This window comes from Methanomassiliicoccales archaeon, assembly GCA_036504055.1.
GTDB lineage: Archaea > Thermoplasmatota > Thermoplasmata > Methanomassiliicoccales > UBA472 > DASXVU01.
Genome location: DASXVU010000034.1, coordinates 1 through 20,730, shown reverse-complemented (window position 1 = coordinate 20,730; position 20,730 = coordinate 1). Strand labels below are relative to the sequence as shown.

Annotated in this window: 26 protein-coding genes; 13 read left to right on the top strand and 13 right to left on the bottom strand. The window is 54.3% G+C overall.

All coding sequences use genetic code 11. The features are described from left to right. The 3 genes from VGK23_08080 to VGK23_08070 all read right to left on the bottom strand — a co-directional run bounded on the left by VGK23_08080 (window position 1) and on the right by VGK23_08070 (window position 2,385). The gene (locus VGK23_08080) at window positions 1-426 is read right to left on the bottom strand and encodes a universal stress protein (GenBank protein ID HEY3420494.1); all 426 of its coding nucleotides are present in this window, start codon (window positions 424-426) and stop codon (window positions 1-3) included. 248 nt (window positions 427-674) lie between these two features. Continuing rightward, on the bottom strand, window positions 675-1,616 hold the full coding sequence (gene ligD, locus VGK23_08075; protein HEY3420493.1) for a non-homologous end-joining DNA ligase: 942 nt from the start codon (window positions 1,614-1,616) through the stop codon (window positions 675-677). Between the two features lies 1 nt (window position 1,617). Next, window positions 1,618-2,385, bottom strand: a complete 768-nt coding sequence (locus VGK23_08070; GenBank protein HEY3420492.1) for a Ku protein — start codon at window positions 2,383-2,385, stop codon at window positions 1,618-1,620. 112 nt (window positions 2,386-2,497) lie between these two features. On the opposite strand from VGK23_08070, the gene VGK23_08065 reads away from it, so the two are divergent. Together VGK23_08065 and VGK23_08060 are read left to right on the top strand one after the other, a co-directional pair. Next, window positions 2,498-2,830, top strand: a complete 333-nt coding sequence (locus VGK23_08065; GenBank protein ID HEY3420491.1) for a hypothetical protein — start codon at window positions 2,498-2,500, stop codon at window positions 2,828-2,830. A gap of 81 nt (window positions 2,831-2,911) precedes the next feature. Continuing rightward, window positions 2,912-4,027, top strand: a complete 1,116-nt coding sequence (locus VGK23_08060) for an acyltransferase family protein (protein HEY3420490.1) — start codon at window positions 2,912-2,914, stop codon at window positions 4,025-4,027. Window positions 4,028-4,119: 92 nt separating this feature from the next. Here the strand turns inward: VGK23_08060 and VGK23_08055 are convergent, their stop codons facing one another. Then, complete coding sequence (locus VGK23_08055; GenBank protein HEY3420489.1) at window positions 4,120-4,581, bottom strand: GyrI-like domain-containing protein; 462 nt, start codon at window positions 4,579-4,581, stop codon at window positions 4,120-4,122. A gap of 193 nt (window positions 4,582-4,774) precedes the next feature. Here VGK23_08055 and VGK23_08050 point away from each other — a divergent pair, with 193 nt between their 5' ends. The 3 genes from VGK23_08050 to VGK23_08040 all read left to right on the top strand — a co-directional run bounded on the left by VGK23_08050 (window position 4,775) and on the right by VGK23_08040 (window position 7,870). Beyond that, window positions 4,775-5,323 carry a TATA-box-binding protein gene (locus VGK23_08050; protein HEY3420488.1) on the top strand — a complete coding sequence of 183 codons (549 nt, stop codon included), beginning with the start codon at window positions 4,775-4,777 and terminating at the stop codon, window positions 5,321-5,323. A gap of 198 nt (window positions 5,324-5,521) precedes the next feature. Next, on the top strand, window positions 5,522-6,178 hold the full coding sequence (locus VGK23_08045; GenBank protein ID HEY3420487.1) for a TetR/AcrR family transcriptional regulator: 657 nt from the start codon (window positions 5,522-5,524) through the stop codon (window positions 6,176-6,178). A 24-nt stretch (window positions 6,179-6,202) separates the two neighbouring features. Beyond that, entirely contained in the window at window positions 6,203-7,870 is a 1,668-nt protein-coding gene (locus tag VGK23_08040) for an MDR family MFS transporter (protein HEY3420486.1), read from the top strand. 80 nt (window positions 7,871-7,950) lie between these two features. Here VGK23_08040 and VGK23_08035 read toward each other — a convergent pair whose 3' ends face one another. Next, window positions 7,951-8,241 (bottom strand): DUF2769 domain-containing protein, encoded by a 291-nt coding sequence (locus VGK23_08035; protein ID HEY3420485.1) that lies wholly within the window; start codon window positions 8,239-8,241, stop codon window positions 7,951-7,953. Window positions 8,242-8,544: 303 nt separating this feature from the next. Here VGK23_08035 and VGK23_08030 point away from each other — a divergent pair, with 303 nt between their 5' ends. Genes VGK23_08030 through VGK23_08020 form a run of 3 tightly spaced genes read left to right on the top strand, consistent with a single transcriptional unit; the run spans window position 8,545 to window position 11,336 of the window. Beyond that, window positions 8,545-9,195: a hypothetical protein gene (locus tag VGK23_08030; protein ID HEY3420484.1), complete on the top strand. Its 651-nt coding sequence runs from the start codon at window positions 8,545-8,547 to the stop codon at window positions 9,193-9,195. A 7-nt stretch (window positions 9,196-9,202) separates the two neighbouring features. Continuing rightward, window positions 9,203-10,600 (top strand): cytochrome c biogenesis protein CcdA, encoded by a 1,398-nt coding sequence (locus VGK23_08025; GenBank protein ID HEY3420483.1) that lies wholly within the window; start codon window positions 9,203-9,205, stop codon window positions 10,598-10,600. A gap of 55 nt (window positions 10,601-10,655) precedes the next feature. Beyond that, the gene (locus VGK23_08020) at window positions 10,656-11,336 is read left to right on the top strand and encodes a phosphoribosyltransferase family protein (GenBank protein ID HEY3420482.1); all 681 of its coding nucleotides are present in this window, start codon (window positions 10,656-10,658) and stop codon (window positions 11,334-11,336) included. A gap of 38 nt (window positions 11,337-11,374) precedes the next feature. Here the strand turns inward: VGK23_08020 and VGK23_08015 are convergent, their stop codons facing one another. After that, complete coding sequence (locus VGK23_08015; GenBank protein HEY3420481.1) at window positions 11,375-12,160, bottom strand: SDR family NAD(P)-dependent oxidoreductase; 786 nt, start codon at window positions 12,158-12,160, stop codon at window positions 11,375-11,377. 126 nt (window positions 12,161-12,286) lie between these two features. On the opposite strand from VGK23_08015, the gene VGK23_08010 reads away from it, so the two are divergent. Then, window positions 12,287-13,243, top strand: a complete 957-nt coding sequence (locus VGK23_08010; protein ID HEY3420480.1) for an endonuclease III domain-containing protein — start codon at window positions 12,287-12,289, stop codon at window positions 13,241-13,243. Between the two features lie 21 nt (window positions 13,244-13,264). On the opposite strand, the gene VGK23_08005 is transcribed toward VGK23_08010, so the two are convergent. The 3 genes from VGK23_08005 to VGK23_07995 all read right to left on the bottom strand — a co-directional run bounded on the left by VGK23_08005 (window position 13,265) and on the right by VGK23_07995 (window position 15,234). Further along, window positions 13,265-14,014, bottom strand: a complete 750-nt coding sequence (locus tag VGK23_08005; protein ID HEY3420479.1) for an RIO1 family regulatory kinase/ATPase — start codon at window positions 14,012-14,014, stop codon at window positions 13,265-13,267. A gap of 173 nt (window positions 14,015-14,187) precedes the next feature. Next, a complete protein-coding gene (locus VGK23_08000; protein ID HEY3420478.1) occupies window positions 14,188-14,610 on the bottom strand; it encodes an SHOCT domain-containing protein in 423 nt (140 codons plus the stop codon). A 60-nt stretch (window positions 14,611-14,670) separates the two neighbouring features. Beyond that, window positions 14,671-15,234, bottom strand: a complete 564-nt coding sequence (locus VGK23_07995; GenBank protein HEY3420477.1) for a DUF998 domain-containing protein — start codon at window positions 15,232-15,234, stop codon at window positions 14,671-14,673. 140 nt (window positions 15,235-15,374) lie between these two features. Here VGK23_07995 and VGK23_07990 point away from each other — a divergent pair, with 140 nt between their 5' ends. Further along, a complete protein-coding gene (locus VGK23_07990; GenBank protein HEY3420476.1) occupies window positions 15,375-15,839 on the top strand; it encodes a GNAT family N-acetyltransferase in 465 nt (154 codons plus the stop codon). Window positions 15,840-15,918: 79 nt separating this feature from the next. Here VGK23_07990 and ygiD read toward each other — a convergent pair whose 3' ends face one another. Both ygiD and VGK23_07980 read right to left on the bottom strand, forming a co-directional pair. Further along, on the bottom strand, window positions 15,919-16,722 hold the full coding sequence (ygiD, locus tag VGK23_07985) for a 4,5-DOPA dioxygenase extradiol (GenBank protein HEY3420475.1): 804 nt from the start codon (window positions 16,720-16,722) through the stop codon (window positions 15,919-15,921). 34 nt (window positions 16,723-16,756) lie between these two features. Next, window positions 16,757-17,632, bottom strand: coding sequence for a pirin family protein (locus VGK23_07980; GenBank protein HEY3420474.1), 876 nt, complete (start codon window positions 17,630-17,632; stop codon window positions 16,757-16,759). A 107-nt stretch (window positions 17,633-17,739) separates the two neighbouring features. On the opposite strand from VGK23_07980, the gene VGK23_07975 reads away from it, so the two are divergent. After that, a complete protein-coding gene (locus VGK23_07975; protein ID HEY3420473.1) occupies window positions 17,740-18,309 on the top strand; it encodes a flavin reductase family protein in 570 nt (189 codons plus the stop codon). 11 nt (window positions 18,310-18,320) lie between these two features. Here the strand turns inward: VGK23_07975 and VGK23_07970 are convergent, their stop codons facing one another. Further along, on the bottom strand, window positions 18,321-18,734 hold the full coding sequence (locus tag VGK23_07970) for an SRPBCC domain-containing protein (GenBank protein ID HEY3420472.1): 414 nt from the start codon (window positions 18,732-18,734) through the stop codon (window positions 18,321-18,323). An 81-nt stretch (window positions 18,735-18,815) separates the two neighbouring features. Between VGK23_07970 and VGK23_07965 the strand changes: the two genes are divergently transcribed. Beyond that, on the top strand, window positions 18,816-19,574 hold the full coding sequence (locus VGK23_07965; GenBank protein HEY3420471.1) for a DNA/RNA nuclease SfsA: 759 nt from the start codon (window positions 18,816-18,818) through the stop codon (window positions 19,572-19,574). Further along, complete coding sequence (locus VGK23_07960) at window positions 19,571-20,389, top strand: pyrroline-5-carboxylate reductase dimerization domain-containing protein (protein HEY3420470.1); 819 nt, start codon at window positions 19,571-19,573, stop codon at window positions 20,387-20,389. Before VGK23_07965 ends, VGK23_07960 begins: the two co-directional genes overlap by 4 nt. 47 nt (window positions 20,390-20,436) lie before the next feature. Here the strand turns inward: VGK23_07960 and VGK23_07955 are convergent. Then, window positions 20,437-20,730 (bottom strand): DUF2299 family protein (locus VGK23_07955; protein ID HEY3420469.1); only part of this gene is annotated, 294 nt, incomplete at its 5' end.

Here is a 20,730-nt window from a genome sequence, read left to right as displayed (position 1 = left end):
CTAAGGTACGACCAGCACCGGCGTCTCGGCATGCTGCACCACCCTGGTGGAATTGCTGCCGATCAGGAACTCCGCCACCTGGCCAACACCCCTGGAACCGACCACTATCAGATCACAGTTGCCGGCCTTGGCCAAACGGATCAATTCCTTCCATGGTGTGCCCAGCTCGATCTTGGTCTCGACCTCGATCTCCGGTCTCTTTATGTCGTCCTTGACCGCTTCGACAAGGTCGTCATGGAATTCCTTCAGCGACTCAATGAAGGCTTTGTCCTCGACCGCCAGTGAATATTCGCTGGGCTTGACCACAGATACCAGCGTGACCTTTCCCTTGAATATTTCTGCCAGGTTCGCTGCCACTTCCGCAGCCCGCTTCGAATTCTCCGAGCCATCGATTCCAACAATTATGTTCTTGAATTCCACGATCATCACTGCTGTGAGAGTTGGTGCAATGGCATCATAATATTATTGGTGAAAATCACGAGTCGCATCGCTTGGGACAGCTCAAATAGCATTCTGCATTTCTGTATATACACCCATTTCCTGAAAGGTTTCTCCTTCGGTCCGATTGAAATAGGGCGGTTCTGCTGTTATGTTTCGAGGAGGAAGCCCACCGGGCTGGTGCGGCCGATTCTGTCATAAGGTGGGTCGTTCTGTCCCTGAGCATTAGCTTTCCTTTACGCACCAGCCCCCTCACCCAACTGTTCGATGACACAATCCCTGACGTCCTTGTCGTTGCGCAGCCGGCGAAATGACGGCGCTCGGAGGTGGTTGTCATGGGTCAGCTGCAGCACCTCCACCTCGGCTATCAGCTCAGGCCTCACCCAGGTGATCACCGGTTCGTCTGGATAGCTGGATACGGGAGGAGATACTGCCAGCATTCCATCCAGGATGGGCCTCAATTCCTCCAGGTACTTATCCGTGAAACCCGTGCCCACCCGTCCTACATACCTTAGCTCGTCGCCAAAGTAGAGACCCAACGCCAACGCCGAGATGGTCCTGATCTCTGAGGTGTATCCGAGGAGGACGCAATCCACCGTCTTCAATGCCTTGATCTTCAGCCAGGCGTCAGACCTTTTGCCCGGTTCATAGTACGAATTGGAGCGCTTTGCCATGACTCCTTCGAGCTTGCGCTGTTCGACCACTGACCACAGCTTCCTTCCGTCCTTGGTATAGGCGATGCTCTGCAGGTGATGGCCTTCGCGCAGTACCGCATGCATTATCTTCTTTCGCTCCTCCAACCGGGTATAGAGCAGGTCCTTGCCCTCCAGTTCGAGTATGTCGAAGATCACAAAGGTCGCTGGGTGCTGGATGCTCAGGAACTTGGCGATCGATGTCTTGGACTGCTCTCGCTTCTGGAGCAGATGGAATGAAGGATTGCCTCGTTTGTCATAGACAACGAGCTCCCCGTCCAACACGCAGGAACGGGCCTTTATCTGGTCCCTGAAGGAGAATTCAGGGTAGCGATCGGTTATGTCGTGACCGCGGCGGTTGATGAACTTCATGGTCGAATCGACGTAGCAAATGGCCCGCGTACCGTCCAGCTTTGGTTCGTAGATGTATCCTTCCCGTTCCAGGTCGTCCTTGCTCCCCATCGCCGCCAGCATAGGTTCGTACAAGTTACGCCTCCAAGCTCTGTTTCAGCGCATCGATGAGGTTCTCCTCGGTGGTCTCGGGCTTTTCCTTCTCGATGATGACCAGTTCCTTCCGATCGCGTTTCTGGATTGCCGTCTTTAGATGTTCGGCGAACTGGTCCTTGTACTGGGAGATGTCAAAATGTGCCGCACTGAGCTTTTCGATCAACTGTATGGCCAGATCCAGCTCTTGTTGCTTGATCTCCACCGGGTCGGCTATATTCTCCACCCCTTTGATGCTTCTAAGTTCATATGAATAGTTCAGGGTGCTCAGCAACAGTCCGTTCTCGTATGGGGCGATGGCGCAGGTGTATTCCTTCTCCCTCATCATGAAGCGGCCGATGGCGTTCTTGTTCGAGGACTTCAACGCCTTGGAAAAGATGAAGAACGCCTTCTCTTTCTTCTTCTCCGGCCCAACGTAATAGTGTCCATCCAGGTATGGGCGGTCGATCTGATCCGGAGAGACGAACTCGACGATCTCTATGGCATCGGATTTTTCTGGACGAAGGCCGGCGAGCTCTTCTTTTGTGAACAGGAAGTACGATCCCGGTTCAACTTCCAGCCCCTTGACGATCTCTGACCAGGGGACCTCCGTGTCCTGTTTCTTGCAATATTTCCGATACTCTATGGGGCTCTTGTCCTCCACATGGAGCAGTTTGAAGCCTGGCGAGGCGGCATGCTCGACTATGGAATAGAGCTTGACCGGGATGTTGACCATACCGAACGATAGCGATCCGGACCAGATGGATTTCATGTAACCACTGGAGATGCAATTGGTGCGATGAGTGGAAAAAGATTTGGACGACCCTTCTGTATCGAAGAGCGAGGCATGATTTAATATACATTCATCTGAGGATGGGGGTGTTATGGTCGATACATCTAATATCGTGGTCCTGCTGGTCGCGTTCCTTGTCTCAACTATCATCATCTATGCCGTCACCAGGATGATGGGGGAGCGTGAAAGCATAGGCCGGGCCATGTTGGCCGCGGTGGTGGGGTGGCTTGTCTATGCATTTGCCTTTTGGTGGCTGGGGAACGGTCTGATCCCGGCGATCGTCGGCGGCATATTCTGGCTGTTGGCGTTAAAGGCGCTCTACAAAATAGGGTGGGTAAAGGCAACGGTCATCGCACTGCTCATATGGGTCCTGCAATCCATCATCGGACTGTTCCTACCAACTCTCACTGGGCCGATCTTGTAGTCATCGGATGATGCTATCGCCGTATGTAGAATCCTTCAAAGGAAGGGTTTATTCAGCATCAGGACCACTTAATTTTCCCAGATGAACCCGAGCACCGGTCGTCTCCACTACATAGACAACCTTCGATGGACATTGATCATTCTGGTCATTGTTGTTCATGCTTCGGCGACCTATGGGCCGGTGGGTGGCTGGTTCTATTACGATAGAGCTTCCACCGATGCTGCGACCGGAATGATCCTCACCTGGATCCCCACCGTTTCTCAGACCTTCTTCATGGGACTGATGTTCTTTCTGGCCGGGTATTTCATTCCGTCATCATTGGAAAGAAAGGGAAAGAGCCGGTTTGTCGCCGAGAGGCTGAAGCGGCTGGGAATACCCGTGATCCTTTTCATTATCATGATAGGGCCGGGGATTGTCTATTTTCTAAATTATTACGGCACTTCGTTCTTCGATTATTACCTGGCATACTTGGTTGACCCGGAGCGGTATCAGCCCGGACCACTCTGGTTCGCCATTGTGTTGCTGATTTTCACTTTGGTTTATGTTGGAGTGAGAAAACATCTACCTATTCTCCAGAAAAGAACTTATGGTAATCGCGAATTGCTCGCGTTGGGCCTGATGATGGCTGTCGGTTCTTTCATGGTCAGGATAGTATATCCCATTGGGTCCAATGTTTGGATAATGCAGGTACCATTCTTCTTCCAGTATGTCATCCTGTTCGCTCTGGGCATCATGTCCAAGCAAAATGGATGGCTTGATGACCTTCCGATGAGAGCGGGCAAGATATGGAAATACCTGACCATTGTGCTCGCCATATTGGCATGGCCCGTCCTTGTCTTTTCCAGCGGGATGATGGACAGCGACTACACCTCCTTCATGGGAGGGCTGAATTGGCAGGCACTGGCACTGGCGATCTGGGAGCAGACGTTTTGCGTGGCTGCATCCGTTTCGCTGTTGGTCTGGTATAAGAACCGAATGAACTTTCAGAGCAGAAGCACAAGATTTCTTTCTGAGAATGCCTTTGCAGTCTATTTCCTCCATGCCCCGATCCTGGTGGTGATCACGCTGCTGCTCGTCAACATCGATCTGCCGATCATCTTGAAATTTGTTAGTGCAGTTGTTCTTGCCATCATCATCACCTACTGTTTATGCGATGTTCTACGCCGGTCACAGGTATTCCATGCGGTCTTCGGATGATCGGACGGATCATACTCTTATTGCGACTGCCGTGTTTCCAGGATCGATCCCATCCATTTATTGACTCATCCGATATTTGCGAATCCCTTCATTCAATCGATCGGCCAGTAGATCTCGGTTACCAGCTCATTCTGGTCCTTCACCGTCGCCGGGTCGTTGATATATCTCTCCCACATGACCTTCTTCGGTTTGAGCCCCTCTTTGTGCATGAATTCCTGGATGATCTGGTAGGTGTCCATGATCTTCTCGTAGGGCCCGACATGGGTGGCCATCACGCATTTACCGCCAGGGACGGATGAGGATAGGATGTCGGCCTCTCCCTTCTCCGGCTTCACCGTAGGGAATCCGCATTCCATGTCACAGGTCTGTTGGTCATAATCATGATAGACGGCAAACGGTGGGCCGGCGACCTGGATCTTGTTCTTCTCCATGTACATCCAGAGTTGTCCGAACATCTCACCCATCTTGGATTTGATCGCGGTGTTTTGGATCTTCTCTCTCATCGAAAGCATAGGAACGGGTGTCTGCTCTACTATCTTTATTTCTGAGGACATGAGGAAAACATGAAAAAGAGTCATACAAGTAGTTTCTCGACGGTATATTGAAACAAAGGGCCTAGGCAACACCGTTTTCATACAAAATGAGCAAAATCATCGCCTAATGTGGATTAACGCTGTTAATAAAGCGATTTTAGCGGGCAAAAGTTAGTATATATAGGTTATATACTAGGCTTGGTCAGGTGTTCCTATTTCCAAATACAAGATAGAGAATGTGGTAGCCTCCGCCTCGCTCGGAACCGAGTTGGACCTGCAAGCGTTGGCGGTCTCATTGGATGGTGCGGACTATGAACCGGAGCAGTTCCCCGGTCTCATATACCGTTTGAAAGAACCAAAGACAGCGACACTGCTGTTCCGCAGTGGAAAGGTCGTATGCACTGGGGCTAAGAGCCTGGACCAGGTAAAGCTGGCCATCGACAAAGTGACGACCCAGATCCGCAAGGCGGGGATCAACTTGGACAGCGAGCCGAAGATCGAGGTCCAGAACATAGTTGCTTCGTCCGACCTAGGGCAGAAGATCAACCTGAACGTCATAGCCATCACCCTTGGTCTGGAGCGCGTGGAGTACGAACCGGAGCAGTTCCCCGGCCTGGTCTACCGTCTGGACGAGCCAAAGGTAGTGCTGTTGCTGTTCGGCTCAGGCAAACTGGTATGTACCGGTGCACGGAAGCCGCAGGACGTGGAAGCGGCGGTCGACAAGATTACCGAAGAGCTGAAGGCCGCCGGCCTACTGTTGTAAGGCTTTACCAAACCGATGGAGGGCAACCCCCTCCCGACCCATCCTTTTCAATAAATTATAAACCATCTCACCGGGACATGTAAAATGGTCAACTGGTCGATCGATCCCGACATCATTTCCGTCTCGATCATTGGTTCGGCCTCGAAACAAATATATACATAACTTTGTTTACTGACTGACGGTCAGTCAGGTAATACGATGCCTCGCTCTACTAAAGCCGCCTCCGATAGACGCCTGGAGTTCATCAACGCCGCCGAGGCGCTGTTCAACGAAAAAGGGTTCGAAAACACATCCATAGACGATATCGTCCAGAGAGTTGGGGTTGCCAAAGGGTTGTTCTATTACTATTTCAAGTCCAGAGAGGAGCTGCTGTCAGCGATAGTCGACCGGATATTGGCGGAGATGGAACAGATCGTGGTGGAGGCTGTCAACCGTAAGGGATTGACGGCGATGGAGCGTTTGAACGCCATGACCCCACCGGCAGACGTAATCAAGGTTCGCGGGGGAAAGCTAATGCAATATTTCCACGAAGAGCGTAACCAGGCGTTGCACTTGCAGTTCCAGGCCCGTACCATGAAGTTCCTGGTCCCAGCCTTGGAATCGATCATTCGTCAGGGGGTGGATGAGGGGGTCTTCAACACTCCCTATCCCCGGGAGACGGCCACGGGATTGTTCGCGTTGAAGAGCGTGATCGACCACAGCGAGAGCGGTGCCGATTATTGCGAGGACAAGGAGCACAACGTAAAGGTGGTATCTTTCCTGGCCGAGCGCTTGTTAGGTGCCAAGGAAGGCACATTCCTGGAGTTCCTGAGAGAAAAGCAGAACCACCGCAATGAAGCCTGCTGCGGAAAGTAATTCACGACCAACCAAGGAAGTGTCATGATGTTTGGAAGACCAAAGAAGGAAAAAGTAGAAACCAAACCTCTCACCGCTGAAGAGCGGACCAAGAAGAGGGCCCGTACTTTCATAATGCTGGGATTGGCCCTAGGCATGCTTATCGCCTCACTGGACCAGACGGTGGTCGGAACCAGCCTGCCAAAGATCGTGGGTGACCTGGGAGGCATGAGCCTGTTCTCGTGGCTGTTCACCGCCTACATGCTCGCCGAGACCGTCACCATCCCGATCGCCGGAAAGATGTCCGACCTATATGGCCGTAGGCCAGTGTTCCTGGCCGGAATGGGCCTGTTCCTTGGCGGTTCGATCCTGGCAGGGATGTCCGGGTCGATGGAGCAGCTGATCATGTGCCGGTTCATTCAAGGTCTTGGTGGCGGTGCACTGATGCCGGTGGCCATGTCCACGGTCGCGGACCTGTACGCCCCCACCGAGCGGGGCAAGATCCAGGGAATGCTGGGTGCCATCTTCGCGGTGTCGAGCATCATCGGACCTTTCATGGGTGGATTCATCGTCGACAACATGGACTGGCGCTGGGTGTTCTACGTGAACCTGCCGGTCGGAGTGGCCGCGATACTGGTCACCTCGTTCAAGTTCCCCAAATTGGTGAACGCAGAAAAGAAGAGGCTAGACTTTGCCGGCATGGCCGCATTGACCACATCGCTGTCGGCGTTCCTGCTTCTGCTCACCTGGGGCGGATCGACCTATCCCTGGGAGAGCATCGAGATAATCGGCCTGGGTGTGCTGTCGATAGCATCGGTCGTTGCATTTGCGTTCATAGAGCGCAGGGCCGATGACCCGATCCTCCCGCTTCACCTGTTCAAGGAGCCGATATTCACCCTCGGCTCGGCCGCACTGTTGCTGATGTCGTTCGGTCTGTTCGGCATCATCGCATTCCTGCCGCTGTTCCTGCAAGCGGTGATCGGCATGTCGGCCACATACAGCGGCGAGGTACTGATACCGCTGATGATGGGAGCTATGGGAGGTGCGATGGTCTCGGGGTTCGCCATCAAGAAGACGGGATACAAGGTATGGCTAGTCTCCGGTCCGCTGATCGGGGCGTTCGGCCTTTACTTGCTTTCCACGCTTCATGGAGGCTCGACCGTATGGGATGCCGTCATCTATCTGATCATAACCGGCCTCGGACTTGGGTTTGTCTTCGCCAACTACATCGTGGCAGCGCAGAACGTATGCCAGAAGTGTGAGATCGGCATCATGACCAGTGCCATGAGCCTGTTCCGCGGTCTCGGTGGCACCATTGGCGTCACAATACTGGGCGTGATCGTGAACAACACTATGGTGACCCAGCTGAACCAGAACCTGCCGGCCGGAGCGATGTCGGTGCTGCCCACAACGGACGTCAACAGCCTGGGAGGGTTGCTATTGACCCCAGCCGCGGCGACCATACCAGCACCGGTGATCGAGGCCATCCGCCTCTCGCTGAGCAACAGCATCACCTACATGTTCCTCATTGGAATGGTGTTCGTGCTCGCCGCCTGGGTGGTCAGCATCTTCATCCGGAGCGTACCGCTTCAATCGGCCGAGGAGTATCACAACGGCACCGAGGTCAATGGGGAGGCTTCCGAGTCCGAAGCGACCAAGACACCGGAGCAGAATGTGGCTGTCCAGCTGGCGACCGATGAGATCGTCAAGTGATGTCTCTGGAGAAAAACACCTTCAACTTCCTAAACCGCAGACCCAGAAGCCTGGCATCCTCCAGGCCGGAGATCTGTGGCTTAGTCTCCTTTCCTTATATCCATCTCCGTGCCGTTCAGGCAGTAATAGATGTTCGTCAATCCAAAGTTTGCTTTGACCCGGCATCCGGGACAGTGGCATCCCTTTGAAGTGGTGATGCAGCTGCTTTTCCCCCCGAAGCAGAACACCAGCTCCTTTTTCTTTTTGGCGCAATCGGCATACGTGGGACAGGTTGGGCAATTGCATAGGTCCCTGTTCTGACCCTCCAGCTTTTTCTTGTCTTCATCGCTCATTCTGCCCCAAGCGGCCATCGATTCTTCGAACGCGTCCATCAGGATCCCTCAGGCAAACATCATCAGCGTTCACCGGAACCGCAGCACTTGCTCAGGTTCTCTCGGGTTCTTTCAGCCAGATGATCGCCGTAATATTGGTGTGAGCCCCTGGTTAATATCGGTTGCGGATGACCGGCTTCGGCATGAGGCGCCTCAATGTACAATCTTCCACAAAATTATCATAACGAACGTCATTGTATTCGTTACCGTAAGCTATCCGAGCTAGTGTCTTTGATATAGGAACAACCATTCAAGCCTTCACCACACCGATCGTCAACGGCGACGGACGGGGGGAGCGACGCCATGACCACGGACCTTGAACAAAAATGCAGGAAGTGCGGGACATCGATAGCACCAAGGGCTATGAGATGTCAATCCTGCCGGAGCCTTTCCGGACGCGGCAACAGGACCATTTCATTGCTTGTGGTCTCATCCTTGATCGTGGTCTGCCTGATCTCATTCACCATCCTGAGCGGCTCCCCGGTCCAGGATCCAGCCACATTCACAGACCGTCAGACCGGATCAGGGGCTAACGATTTCTGGGTCTCAAATCCATCGATAGGGGTTTCCCTGAACTCGACCATGCCACATCCATCCTGGGTGATCTCCGCTTTGGATAATGGCCCGGTGATGATCTTCGCCCATATCGAGGGTTGCATGGCATGCGCCGTTCAGGAGCCCATCTGCGTCGAGGTGAACGGATCGCATGAGGGCAATCTCACCTATTTTGACCTACTGGGGGGAAGGGATGATGCGGCATTGAACGAGGCGCTTAGCGTGTACGACCCATCTGGGGGTTCGCACCTGGTCCCGCTGGTCGTCGTGATAAACCAGATCCGAAGCGACGATGGCAACACGACTGTGGTCTGGCATAGCTGGGAGGGGATCGTCAGCCTGACCCTGCTCAACAGTTGGATCAACGACGCCATCGCACACCATTCGATCGGCAGCTAGGAGGAACATGAGATCTCGAATCAAAGGGGCTGTCGTGATCGTTGTCATCTTCATGCTTGCCCTTGCGATGATGTTCCTCACCTTCGGGATCCAGACACAACCTACAGAGAAGATCAAGCCAGCGTCTGATTTTATCGCCATGGACCGGAACGGTCAGAACTTCTCGCTTTTCGATTTCAGGAACAAGATCGTAATATTGCATATCACCCAGCTGGAGAACCCGCTTTGTTTGGAGTGCGAGAGATCCATTGCGGGCCAATTGAATGAGATCAAGAGGCTGGCCGACAAGGGCGATCCCAACATCGTTGTGGTCACCTTGAACCTGCGGAAGGTTCCCAGCTCAGAACCGGGATGGGAGATCGCGCAAAAGGATTACGGTATCGATGTCAAATGGCGATGGGTCGAGGAATTCGAGCCCTACCCGATCGGCAAGGATTATCTGGAATATTGGCAGGTGAACGGGGCCTTTTCCGATCCATCGGTGCTCATCATCGATGGACACCAGAACGTCGCTGCCGCCTTTCATATCTATGTCGTGGGGAGAGGTGTGATGGATGGGGTTCAGACCGCCGACGGGCTGATGTCGGTATCGGAAGCCATCGCATCTGGAAAGATGGGGGACACCATGTTGGGAACCACTTCACAGACCGCCCTCGGTCTTACAAGCGTGGTCGGCCTGGGGATCATCACATCCTTCTCGCCGTGTTCTCTGGCGCTGCTATTCACAATGATGATGTACATAGGCTCCGCCAGCGGAAGGAGGCCGTCCGAGGTAAGCTCCAAGAAAGAGCTGATGCAGAACATCGGAACAGGGGTGGCCTTTACTCTCGGCATGTCGGTGGTGTTCCTGCTTATCGGGTTGACGATCGGTTATCTGAGCGGGTTCTTGGTGTTCTCTCCGCTGTTCTATCTTCTGGCCGGAGCAGTGCTGATCATCCTGGGAGCCAACAGTGTCTGGCCTCTGGGGGGGCTGATATTTGGGGCCAGGAACCGGCAGGGAGAAGGACCTTCCTGCGGTAACGTTCCCGAAGGAGGAATTAGGAGCAGCGGCAAACATCTGCTCACTCATTTCAAGGGACGGTCAAGACCGATGGCCGGATTCTTCCTCGGGATCCTGTTCTCCATCGGTTGGGCGCCCTGTGCCCTTTCATTGGTATTCCCGATGATCCTTCTCATCTTCGCACTTGGGGTGCCGGCCCTTCAGAGCGGATTGCTTTTGTTCGCCTTCGGACTGGCACATGGTTTTGTGGTCATTCCATCCTGCGCTGTCTCCGGTGAGGTCAGGAACCGCCTGACGAAAGGCTTCACCAGCAACGCCTTCATGATAAAGGCTGGGTTCGCCGGCGCGGTGATCGTCATGGGCCTGTTCTTTGCGCTAAGGTACTGGGGGATATTGCTCTGGTGACCGCTATACAAGACATCGTGCCCTCAATGGTGACTCAAATTTCTGTGGTGGTATTATGGGATTGATCGTCGAGGACATGCAGCTAAGGCAGAAACGTTTCGTGTTCAGGGACCGGGCCGAATCGGGGATGGAGCTGGTGAAACGCCTTGAAAAGTACCGGGGTAAGGACCTAGCGGTCCTGGCGATACCTTCGGGGGGTCTACCCATAGCGGCGGAGATCGCCGAAGGTCTAGGTGCGGTCATGGACGTCATCATAGTGCGAAAGCTGCACGTCCCTTTGAACCCGGAGGCAGGATTCGGAGCAATGTCCATGGATGGGGACGCGGTCCTGAACAATGAGCTGGTCTCGGACATGGCACTGACCCACGGGCAGATCGAAAAGGCAAAGGGGGATGCCATGAGGGAAGGGCTCTCGCGGGAGAGGGCCCTTCGGGGTGTTCGTCCTTTTCCCGATCTTAAAGGTAAAGTGGTGATCCTGGTGGATGATGGTCTGGCTTCTGGCTATACCATGCTGGCAGCGGTCCGTAAGGTGAAGCAGGCGCATCCGGCATCAGTGGTAGTGGCGGTCCCGACCGGTTCGGACCGGTCCGTAGAAATGGTGGCTAGAGAGGTGGATGAGGTGGTGTGCCTGAACATACGGGGTATGCCATTCGCCGTTGCTGACGCCTACCGCAACTGGTATGATATCGACGAGGAGGAAGCTGTCCGGATAATGCGCTATGGCAATCGGCCATAATGAGGTGGACCGGTCCAGGCCCGGGCTCATCGCAGATCTTAGAAGCCCCTGTTCATGTTGTTGAAATATTCCTCAAAATTACTCTTAGAACTGGCCTTGAGACCCTGGGCCATCCCGATGGCCAGCTCATAGACATCGGATCCGAAAGCCTGCAGTGTGGCCTTAGCCACCTCACTGGGCGGAATGCCCCTGTTCGTTTGGCCTCTTGCGTTGCGCTGGCCTTGGTCCAGATCGGTATCGACAATGGGAGGGATTATCTCAAAGACCTTCACCGATGTGTTCCTCAACTGATGCCTGAGGGATACGCTGAACGAGTGAACAGCAGCTTTCGTGGCCGAGTAGACAGGGGTTATCGCAAGGGGGATGAAACCGAGACCTGATGAGATGTTGACAACTGCCGCTTTCGGCTTCTTCATAAGGTCAGGGACCAAGAAGGCGGTGAGATAGACATAGGCCTTCAGGTTCACATCTATCTCGTCCATCCCATCGGATGCGCGGTGGCTCAGCAGATCTGTCGCCCCCTTTCGGAAATCGATCATCCTTTGTATACCGGCATTGTTGACCAGGATGTTCACTTCGGGATATCTGGATACGACCCAATCGCGCAGAGCCTCACACCCATCGGGTCTTGAAAGGTCGCACCTGTGGATGTGCAGCTCTGGGAGCTTTTCCCGGGCCTTTCGGAGGTTCTCTTCGGTCCTTGAGCAGACGATGACCTCATTTCCTGCGATGATGAACGCCCCCGCCAGCGCCAGACCAATTCCGGTCGCCCCGCCTGTGATCAGGACAGTATTGCCCGTGATGTTCATATTCCCAGTCTTCATGCAGCCTTTGCATCCGCTGATTCATTATGGTTGCGACGAAGGGGACATTCGACAGCATGCCGAGGTCTATACAAGGTCATGGTAGGCGTTAAATGGATGGTATTCCGCTTGAGCTATGGTGTCCTATTGAAGCTAGTGTCCGCCTTCACGTCTGAGATCATCCCGAAGAGCCCATACGATTATATGCTCACGGTCAGGAAGCCAGCCGGATGGCCCCTGTTCACTCCCTCAGAGATCTTCGAGACCGGCACGCTATGGACAGCCACCCACATCGAAGGCACGCTCGTCGGGATCAAGCTCAGTTCGAAGGGAACGATAGACGAGCCCGCAGTCGTTGCCGAGATTTATCTTGAGCGGAAGCCAGATGCCAGTCAGCTTCGGACGATCAACCGGTCCTTGACCCGGAGCATAGGTGCGGACGAAGATCTTACCGAGTTCTATGCCATGGCGGAAAAGGACGACATTCTGAAACACACAGTGGCCGACCTGAAGGGCATGCACAACACCATGCCAAGCACGATATTTCCGGACGCCGTCCTGGCCATAACATTGCAGATGACCACCATAGCAAGAAGCAACCAGATGATGGAATGTCTTTTGAACACCTACGGGGACGTGGCCGAGTTCGACGGAAAAAAGGTGAACACCTGGCCTCGGCCGAGCTCTCTGGCTTCGGTAACCCCTGAGGTGCTAGCGAAGTCCTGTAACATGGGATACCGGGCCAAGCACCTGGTGAGGTTGGCGAAGAAGATCGAGAACGAGGGTTTCCCTGGTATCGAGGAGCTTGAACAACTTTCGCCGGAAGAGGCGAAGGGGAAGCTGCTGGAGCTCCCTGGCATCGGCGACTATTCCGCGGACATCATCAACCCCAAGGGCGGATTTCCCATCGATGTGTGGTCGGCCGATGTGTTTGGGCTCCTCTTCTTCGGCAACGAGCCGATCAACAAGGACAAGGAGCTTCAGCTCATCAAGAAGGAAGGGATCCGGCGGTGGGGAAAATGGTCCTGGATGGCCTTCTATTATGTTGTCCAGGACCTGGAGAACCTATCCGACCACCTTGGGATCAGGCTCAGGCTGATCTGATAACCACACACGCTCCAAATATCATCCTGGTCGTTCCCTCACATTGAACCTGTCCAATGATGAGATGATCCTCTCTACGAAGTCATCATCGCGGTTCGTCACTCCATACTTGAGGAAATGGTCCTGGATCGTCCTCAGACCGTGTTCTAACGCTTTCTTTGCCTCGTCCAGTCGTTGCCAATGGGAATAGCCTAACCGGTCCACCCTTATCGCCTCCGACAGATCGATGAACCACGGCCTGCCTTCGAAGACCAAGATGTTGTAGGGACTCAGATCGGAATGGACGACACCTGCCTTGGCCAAGGACTCGATTCCCTGAATCACAGAGATCATGAAGGTCTCGGGGTCATCCAATTCAGCGTCGACCAGCCTGGGGGCGGTTCCCAGCTCGTTTCCCAGGTAGCGCATGGAGAGCATGTTCTCCACCCGTTTTGCTGGTGTGGGAACCAGGGCGCCTCCCTTCCAGGCTTGGTACAACATATCGAACTCGTGCGCCGCCAGCCTGCCAGCCGAATCAAGCTTGATCGGTCTTCCTCCCCTGTGCGACGTGCGGTAGAGCCGGTACATCTTCACTGCTATAGGGGCGTCGTTGTAACCCGCCAGGTAGACGTCCGCCTCCTTGCCGGTGCTGATGAGCCCCTTCACCTCCGTGGCCATACCCGATTCTATGATGTTCTGTGAGGTCGTTCTAAAATCTGCTTCGCGGAACTCTAGGTTGCCTGTCCTGATGCGCCACGCGACGCTGGCGTCAAGATACGGATCGTTTGGCATTTCTTTTGTGATGTTGCGGTTGCGTTCGAATGCTGGCTGAAAAATACCTGCATCGGGAACATAGCGATCACGCGGTTCCCGGAGTGGCTGAGAGAACAGTGGCTGACATAATTCCGGGAACCTCCTGGTACTGCGACCAGGATTCGAATTGTCCAAAGGGTAGATAAACCATCCTACATTTTCGGAGGATGGTCGGTTCCGGGGGAGCTGTCCCGCTGCCTCCCCTTCCTTATATCATCCAGCATCTGTTGGTATTGCTCCCTGGTGATCTCGCCCCTGGCATATCGTTCATCGAGTATGTGCTCCGCACCCCTATCCGGGTATTCCCAATATCTCCCATGCCAGTGTCTGTATCTGTCGAAATCCCTTCCATACCGGTCATAGCCAACGAAGGTCCAGAACAGGACCCTGAAGATGAACCCGATCAAGATCATGATGAAGATGAATCCCAGGATCCACCAGGGAAAGTAATATGTGCCATCGTTCCGGAAGAAGTTCGATGGGCTGGTTATGATCTCTACCAATAACACTCCCAGGAGTAGAATGATCAGCGCACCGATGATCATACTGATTGCTCGTCTCGGATGGTCGTCCATGAAAGATAAAGCCGGTCGGTCGGTTCTTAAAACTTGACCGACGGCAGGGCGTGGACGACCTCATTTCTTGCATCTTTCAATGGATATGAGATAGACCCCGTAGATCAGCACCCAGAAAATGGCCGGATAGTAGATCATACGTTCCATCCCCCCCGGACCCAATCCCAGGTAGATCTTCGTCCCCTGTAGGCACAGTGCGATCAGACCGGTAAGGCCAAGAGTTGCGAAAACTATCGAAAGTGGTCCCTTGACGGTGCGCGAGGATACCAACGCAGCCATGCTGCCAACGCCGAAAGCGAGTCCGGCGAACACCAGGTGGACCACCCCCCAATGCTCGTCGAACACCCCTACGCCGATGGTGCCTGCTCCGGAAAGGCCCACCAGGATGGGGACCTCCCAGGCGGGCCCTCCCCGAAGGTAGACCGAGGTGGTTATGAGGATGCCGAACGCGATTATGGCAACGGTGAATATGGTACGGCTGGGATCCGGTCCGACACCGAGGTCACTGATGTAGTTCTGGGAGACATTGTAGCCAGGATAAAGGATCTCGGCCAGATGCACTAGGAACAAAAGTTCCAAGGAGCCCAACATCATCAATAGGCCGGGGCTCCTCCAGTTCGTCATGGCCCTTCCATGCATCGGTCAGTTGATAAGGGTTATCTCGCGGTTCTCTTATCATGACCTAAGGGGTCATATTTGTGATCGTTAGTAAGGCCGCCAGTGGATAGAAATAGCTCCCATGCCTAAGTACGGTCGGTCGGAGAATGAAGGTCATCCGAGGGGATGCATCCCATCTGGAACAGATCATGGAGATCTGGAAAGGGTTCATGGAGTATCACCAGCGCATCGACTCCTACTATGGAACCGTGGAAGGGGGTCACCTCAAGTTTGGCGAGTACATCCGGGAACGGATGGGACGGAGCGACTCGTTGGTCTTGGCGGCAATGGACGGAAAAGATCTGGTGGGCTACTGCTTATGCTATGTTCAGGAGCGGCCGCCGATCTTCACGGAAAGGACGGTCGGCATCCTCTCAGATCTGGCGGTGAAAGAGGAACATCGAGGGGGCGGGGCTGGCGGCGCCCTTTTGGAGGAATCGCTTGGCTGGCTCCGGAATAACGGGGTCAAGAGGGTTGAGCTGAGGACCTCGGCCAGGAACCACCAGGCGATAGAGTTCTACGAGAAGCATGGTTTCTGGATATACGATCATATGATGACCCGTGAGATCTAGGCTTTCCCAGTATGGTCTGCCCTGATCGTTCCTTAACTGGGACGAACGACGCGATAGTCCGAAAACTCGATTACGTGCATCACCTTATGATGAACGATCGCATCGAGATGGACTTATTCTGGAATCCCTCATGGACGAACTCCAGTGATTCTCCAGGCTGTCTCATGCCGATAGCGTAGATCATAGGGAGATAGTGATCCAAGGTCGGCACTGCCAGATCTCCCCCAGGCATGGTCCGGTAATCGATCAGATGGTCGTCATCACCGGAAATAAGGTGTTCCTTGAGTTTATCATCGAATGCCTTCGCCCACTCATATGGGGCGGCATCGAGGTGGTTGAAATCGATCATTCGCAGATTGTGAACGGCATTGCCAGATCCCATTACCAGGACGCCCTGCTCCCGGATCGCCGCCAGCCTTTTGGCAAGGTCGTAATGGTATCGGACCGGCCTCTCGTCGAACGTTCCGGGAAAGTAGTCCAGGCTGAGCTCGAATACCGGAACATCAGCGTTTGGAAATACGTGTTTCAGCACAGCCCACGAGGCATGGTCCAACCCCCATGTCAGATCGCACTTCACCTGGTCGGGGGAAAGCTCGGAGAGCATCTTGGCCTGGGCCGGAGCTCCCGGTGCAGGATACTGGACCTGGTAAAGGGGACGCGGGAAACCGTAGAAATCATGTATCGTCTCCGGTATCTGGAGGCAGCATACCGAAGTGCCCTTGGTCAGCCAGTGTGCAGATACCACCAGAATCGCATCAGGTCGGGGGATGATCCGTCCCAATCCGGTGAGGCTCCTGGTATAGTCGTTATCCTCGATCGCGTTCATGGGCGATCCATGACCGATGAACAAAACCGGCATCCTTTCCCCGTTGTTCGCTGCCATTTTCAGCTCCGTTGAGCCGAATCGTGTTCCGCCATTATTTCTTTCCTCCCTCGATGGGGGCCGCGGTCTTTATGAAAGTACCATTATGGATCTCGCGGAAGGCCGTATCCAGCTCCTCTTCGGTGTTCATGACCACCGGGCCTCCCCACGCGATCGGCTCTTTGATCGGTCTCCCGGAGACGAGCAGAAATCGCGCACCATCCGGACCTGCCTCGGCCATTACCCCGTCCCCTCTTCCGAAGATGGCCAGGTGCTCAGTCTCCACCAGCAGCCCTCCCTCCATGAATTTCACGCTGCCTTCGAATACATAGGCGAAGGCGTTGTTCTGCGACGGGATCTCCCTTTCCAGAGATCCTCCTCGGTTCAGTGTCACGTCCAGAAATTCCACCGGTAGGATCAGGTCGCGGACCGGGCCAGGTGTGCCCTTTACCTTGCCCGCCACTACCTTTACCTCAGCCCCGTTACCGATTTCCACCGTAGGTATCGTCTCTTTCCTTACGTCCCGGTATCGCGGGTCCATCATCTTCCGGGCCCGGGGCAGATTGACCCATAACTGGAATCCATTCACCCCGGTAGGAGACAGTCGAGGCATCTCCTGGTGCATGATCCCGCTCCCTGCGGTCATCCATTGGATATCGCCGGCGTTGATGGCTCCGGTCCTGCCAGTGCTGTCCCGGTGATCTACCGTTCCTTTTAGAATGTAGGTGATCGTCTCAATGCCTCGATGAGGGTGCATCGGGAAACCGGCCATATAGTCGTCCGGATCGTCTGAGCCGAAATGGTCCAGCAAAAGGAAAGGATCCAAGAGATCTGCGTCCTCCGGTCCGAACGCCCTCTTTAGTCGGACCCCCGCTCCATCGGAAGTGGGGTTCCCCTTCGATGATCTAACGATCTTGCGGATTTCCTGCATGTTCTTCCTCACCTGTCGATTTGAGCGACAGACTAATAAATCAATCTGAACCCCGCTCTAGAGCAAGGAATAATTCACAGTTCGTTCATATTGATTTTCTGATATCCATGGAAAAGGTCCAGATAGGAAGCCACGCTCCGCCGATGGCCATGCCAGTATGCTTGGTCGGATCGAACATCGATGGCAAGGCGAATTTCTGTACGGTCGCCTGGTTCACAATACTCGACGATGAACCCCCGATGGTCGCGATGGTGCTGGGAAAAGGCAGGTTGACAATGGAAGGCATCAGGCAGAATGGCTGCTTCAGCCTCAACATCCCCAGCGAGTTCAACGTGACAGCGGTCGACTACTGTGGCATCAATTCTGGACATGATACGGACAAATCGAAGGTCTTCGGGGTGTCGTATGGAACGCTGAGGACCGCCCCCTTGGCCAACGAATGTCGTATCAGCGCCGAGTGCAAATTAGCCAAAGTGATCGAGTTTCCCGGCACAGACCTGGTCATAGGGGAGGTGGTCCAGCTCCATGTAGACAAGACCCTTGTCAAGAACGGAAAGGTCGACGTGGAGGACTTAAGGCAGTTGCTATACGCGTTCCCCGGTGGCCCCTACCTCTCGATAGGGCCAGCCGTGGCCGAGGCATTCAAGGTCGGGAAGACCTTCACGGCCAAGAAGTGAATCCCCGCTTTTCAACCTTCCTTTTTCTTCCTAAAGTATTCTACCATCAGGTCCCAATAATATTCCTTCCACCCTTCGGCATAATCATCAGCCTGCTCATCTGGAACCTTCGAATGGGTCATGGTCAGTTCGGTACCTCCCTCGACCTTCCTCAGGTCAAGCTCCAGGATCGAGGGCGGATACCCCTCCGGCCATTCCGTGGTGGTCCATTCCTGCACGATCTTCCTGCCCTTTTTCAATTCAATATTCTTGGCCGAGATGTATCCATCTCCGGCCGACACCTCCCCCCCTACTTCCTGGCTGCCCGTGGTCTCGGTTTGGGTGAACTCCGAATGTTTTTCTGGGTCCATGAAAGCGTCATAGACCTCTTCCGGGGTGGCAGGGACGATCACTTTCTGGACGATGGTCCGGGTCTTCATGGTCATGTGGGTCCAATTGACAGTACGCAGTATAATTCTCTTGTTCCATCAATCGATTTGATATGGTATGCTGACCTCTTCTCCTCGATGGGCGCCGATAGATACAGGTTCCGTGAAGAGCTGGTCGAAGGCCTGATCACCTCCAGACCGAACCGTTTCATAATGAACGTTATGCTCGACGGGAATGACCACAGGTGTCATTGTCCCACGACCGGACGCATCGGTGACATATCTTTCAGGAACGTGCCATGCCTGGTGGAGAAAAGCAACGACCCCCAACGGTCCACTTGGGGGACCGTCGAGGCATTCTCCCTCGACCCTCCGGAAAAGCCCGATAAGTCGTGGGTCGGGATCGATCAGGGCCGCGCGAACGATTTCGTCTCGTTCTTCATCGGTTCGGACCAGATGCGAAAGCTGCTGGGGCCGGTCAAGACCGTAAAAAGGGAGGTCAAGATCGGTGATTCCCGGATCGATTTCCTGATCAACGGCGATACCCTCGTTGAGGTGAAGACGCCGCTTCATATGCTCAGGGTCAAAGGATATCCAGACCATGTCTCGACCGAGGGATTTACCTCTTTCGAACGGACCATGCGGCACTTCACCGAGATCTCCGAACATATTTCGGAAGGTAAGAGAGGCATCGTGCTGCTATGCTTCATCTTCGATGCCCTTCGATTCCAACCCCCCAATGCAAGTGGGAAGCTGTCGGAGGAGATGCAGAAGGCGGTCGGCAGGGCGATCGATAAAGGCGTTGAGAACTGGCAGGTCAATCTGCGGTTGGACCGGACAGGGGTCGAATTGCTCAACTATTTCAAATTGGGTCTGTTCCATGGGGGTGACCGATGAGGTATGGTTTCGTCGGATATGGGAACATGGGAAGTATGCTGATCAAAGGCCTTTTGGAACATGGAGCCATGGCCGAGCAAGAGACCGTGGTCACCAATCGCAACAAGGAAAAGCTGGACGCCCTCAAACAAGGCCATCCAGGGGTCGATGTGGTCGCCCGACCATCGGATGTGGCGAAGGCGGATGTAATATTCCTTTGCGTGAGGACCGGGGATGTCAAATCTGCATTGGAAGAGATACTGCCATATCTCCGTCCCAAAGCGCATATCGTCACCATAAACGGTGGACTTCAGATCAAGAATTTGGAAAAGGTGTTTCCGGGCATGATCACCAAGGCCATCCCTTCCATGACCCTGGGATCGGGTCACGGAGTGACGCTCATCTGTCATAACAGGTGCGTGGACACCCGGTCAGCCAGGATCATCGAAGGTATGTTCGAGAGGGTTGGGATGGTCCAGATCGTCAAGGAAGACCAGTTTGAGATCGCCGCCGACCTCACCAGCTGCGCTCCAGCCTTCATCACCGCCATGGCCCAGCATTTCGCGGAAGCCGGCTCCAGGCGCGGCGATCTTGAAAGTGGTACCGCTATGCGGATGGTGGTGGAGACATTGCTGGGCACGGCCCTGACGCTTTCCTCAGGTGAGGTGGGGCTCGACGAGCTGAGGTTGAAGGTGGCAACAAAAGGCGGGATAACCGAGCAGGGGTTGGCGGTCCTCGATCGAGAGCTCCCTCGGATATTCGACCAGGTCTTGGAGGCCACGACGGCAAAGCACGAACTGGTCAAGGACGCTATGACAAATCAGTTTGAAAAGTAGAAGGCGTTTACCTAGGTCCAGGCGACTGGCTGGAGCTCAAGGACCGTTCACTGGTAAATGCCATGATCCAGGGTCTTCGGGCTCTCCCCGAATGTCTGGATCATCTTCCAGTTCACAAAAAGTTTGCACCGGTGGACCATTGCAAGAGAATCCATGAGCCCTTGTTTTGTGAGCCCGTCCTGGAACAGCCCTCGGGTGAATTGGAACGTCTGCAGGTCGATCTCGCTTGGCAGCATGACGAAATCGCAGGGCTGGAACAACAATTGGAACCTCATGTCCCAAAGCAGTTCGTCGCGTTTGGATTTGGGCAATCCCCGTAGTAAATCATGGTGCTGTTGGCT

Excerpts from the sequence above, each read along its gene's own strand:
- VGK23_08080 (HEY3420494.1), bottom strand. The coding sequence starts at position 426 with ATGATCGTGGAATTCAAGAACATAATTGTTGGAATCGATGGCTCGGAG.
- VGK23_08070 (HEY3420492.1), bottom strand. The coding sequence starts at position 2,385 with ATGAAATCCATCTGGTCCGGATCGCTATCGTTCGGTATGGTCAACATC.
- VGK23_08065 (HEY3420491.1), top strand. The coding sequence starts at position 2,498 with ATGGTCGATACATCTAATATCGTGGTCCTGCTGGTCGCGTTCCTTGTC.
- VGK23_08060 (HEY3420490.1), top strand. The coding sequence starts at position 2,912 with ATGAACCCGAGCACCGGTCGTCTCCACTACATAGACAACCTTCGATGG.
- VGK23_08055 (HEY3420489.1), bottom strand. The coding sequence starts at position 4,581 with ATGTCCTCAGAAATAAAGATAGTAGAGCAGACACCCGTTCCTATGCTT.
- VGK23_08045 (HEY3420487.1), top strand. The coding sequence starts at position 5,522 with ATGCCTCGCTCTACTAAAGCCGCCTCCGATAGACGCCTGGAGTTCATC.
- VGK23_08040 (HEY3420486.1), top strand. The coding sequence starts at position 6,203 with ATGATGTTTGGAAGACCAAAGAAGGAAAAAGTAGAAACCAAACCTCTC.
- VGK23_08035 (HEY3420485.1), bottom strand. The coding sequence starts at position 8,241 with ATGGACGCGTTCGAAGAATCGATGGCCGCTTGGGGCAGAATGAGCGAT.
- VGK23_08030 (HEY3420484.1), top strand. The coding sequence starts at position 8,545 with ATGACCACGGACCTTGAACAAAAATGCAGGAAGTGCGGGACATCGATA.
- VGK23_08025 (HEY3420483.1), top strand. The coding sequence starts at position 9,203 with ATGAGATCTCGAATCAAAGGGGCTGTCGTGATCGTTGTCATCTTCATG.
- VGK23_08020 (HEY3420482.1), top strand. The coding sequence starts at position 10,656 with ATGGGATTGATCGTCGAGGACATGCAGCTAAGGCAGAAACGTTTCGTG.
- VGK23_08015 (HEY3420481.1), bottom strand. The coding sequence starts at position 12,160 with ATGAAGACTGGGAATATGAACATCACGGGCAATACTGTCCTGATCACA.
- VGK23_08005 (HEY3420479.1), bottom strand. The coding sequence starts at position 14,014 with ATGCCAAACGATCCGTATCTTGACGCCAGCGTCGCGTGGCGCATCAGG.
- VGK23_08000 (HEY3420478.1), bottom strand. The coding sequence starts at position 14,610 with ATGGACGACCATCCGAGACGAGCAATCAGTATGATCATCGGTGCGCTG.
- VGK23_07995 (HEY3420477.1), bottom strand. The coding sequence starts at position 15,234 with ATGACGAACTGGAGGAGCCCCGGCCTATTGATGATGTTGGGCTCCTTG.
- VGK23_07990 (HEY3420476.1), top strand. The coding sequence starts at position 15,375 with ATGAAGGTCATCCGAGGGGATGCATCCCATCTGGAACAGATCATGGAG.
- ygiD (HEY3420475.1), bottom strand. The coding sequence starts at position 16,722 with ATGGCAGCGAACAACGGGGAAAGGATGCCGGTTTTGTTCATCGGTCAT.
- VGK23_07980 (HEY3420474.1), bottom strand. The coding sequence starts at position 17,632 with ATGCAGGAAATCCGCAAGATCGTTAGATCATCGAAGGGGAACCCCACT.
- VGK23_07975 (HEY3420473.1), top strand. The coding sequence starts at position 17,740 with ATGGAAAAGGTCCAGATAGGAAGCCACGCTCCGCCGATGGCCATGCCA.
- VGK23_07970 (HEY3420472.1), bottom strand. The coding sequence starts at position 18,734 with ATGACCATGAAGACCCGGACCATCGTCCAGAAAGTGATCGTCCCTGCC.
- VGK23_07965 (HEY3420471.1), top strand. The coding sequence starts at position 18,816 with ATGGGCGCCGATAGATACAGGTTCCGTGAAGAGCTGGTCGAAGGCCTG.
- VGK23_07960 (HEY3420470.1), top strand. The coding sequence starts at position 19,571 with ATGAGGTATGGTTTCGTCGGATATGGGAACATGGGAAGTATGCTGATC.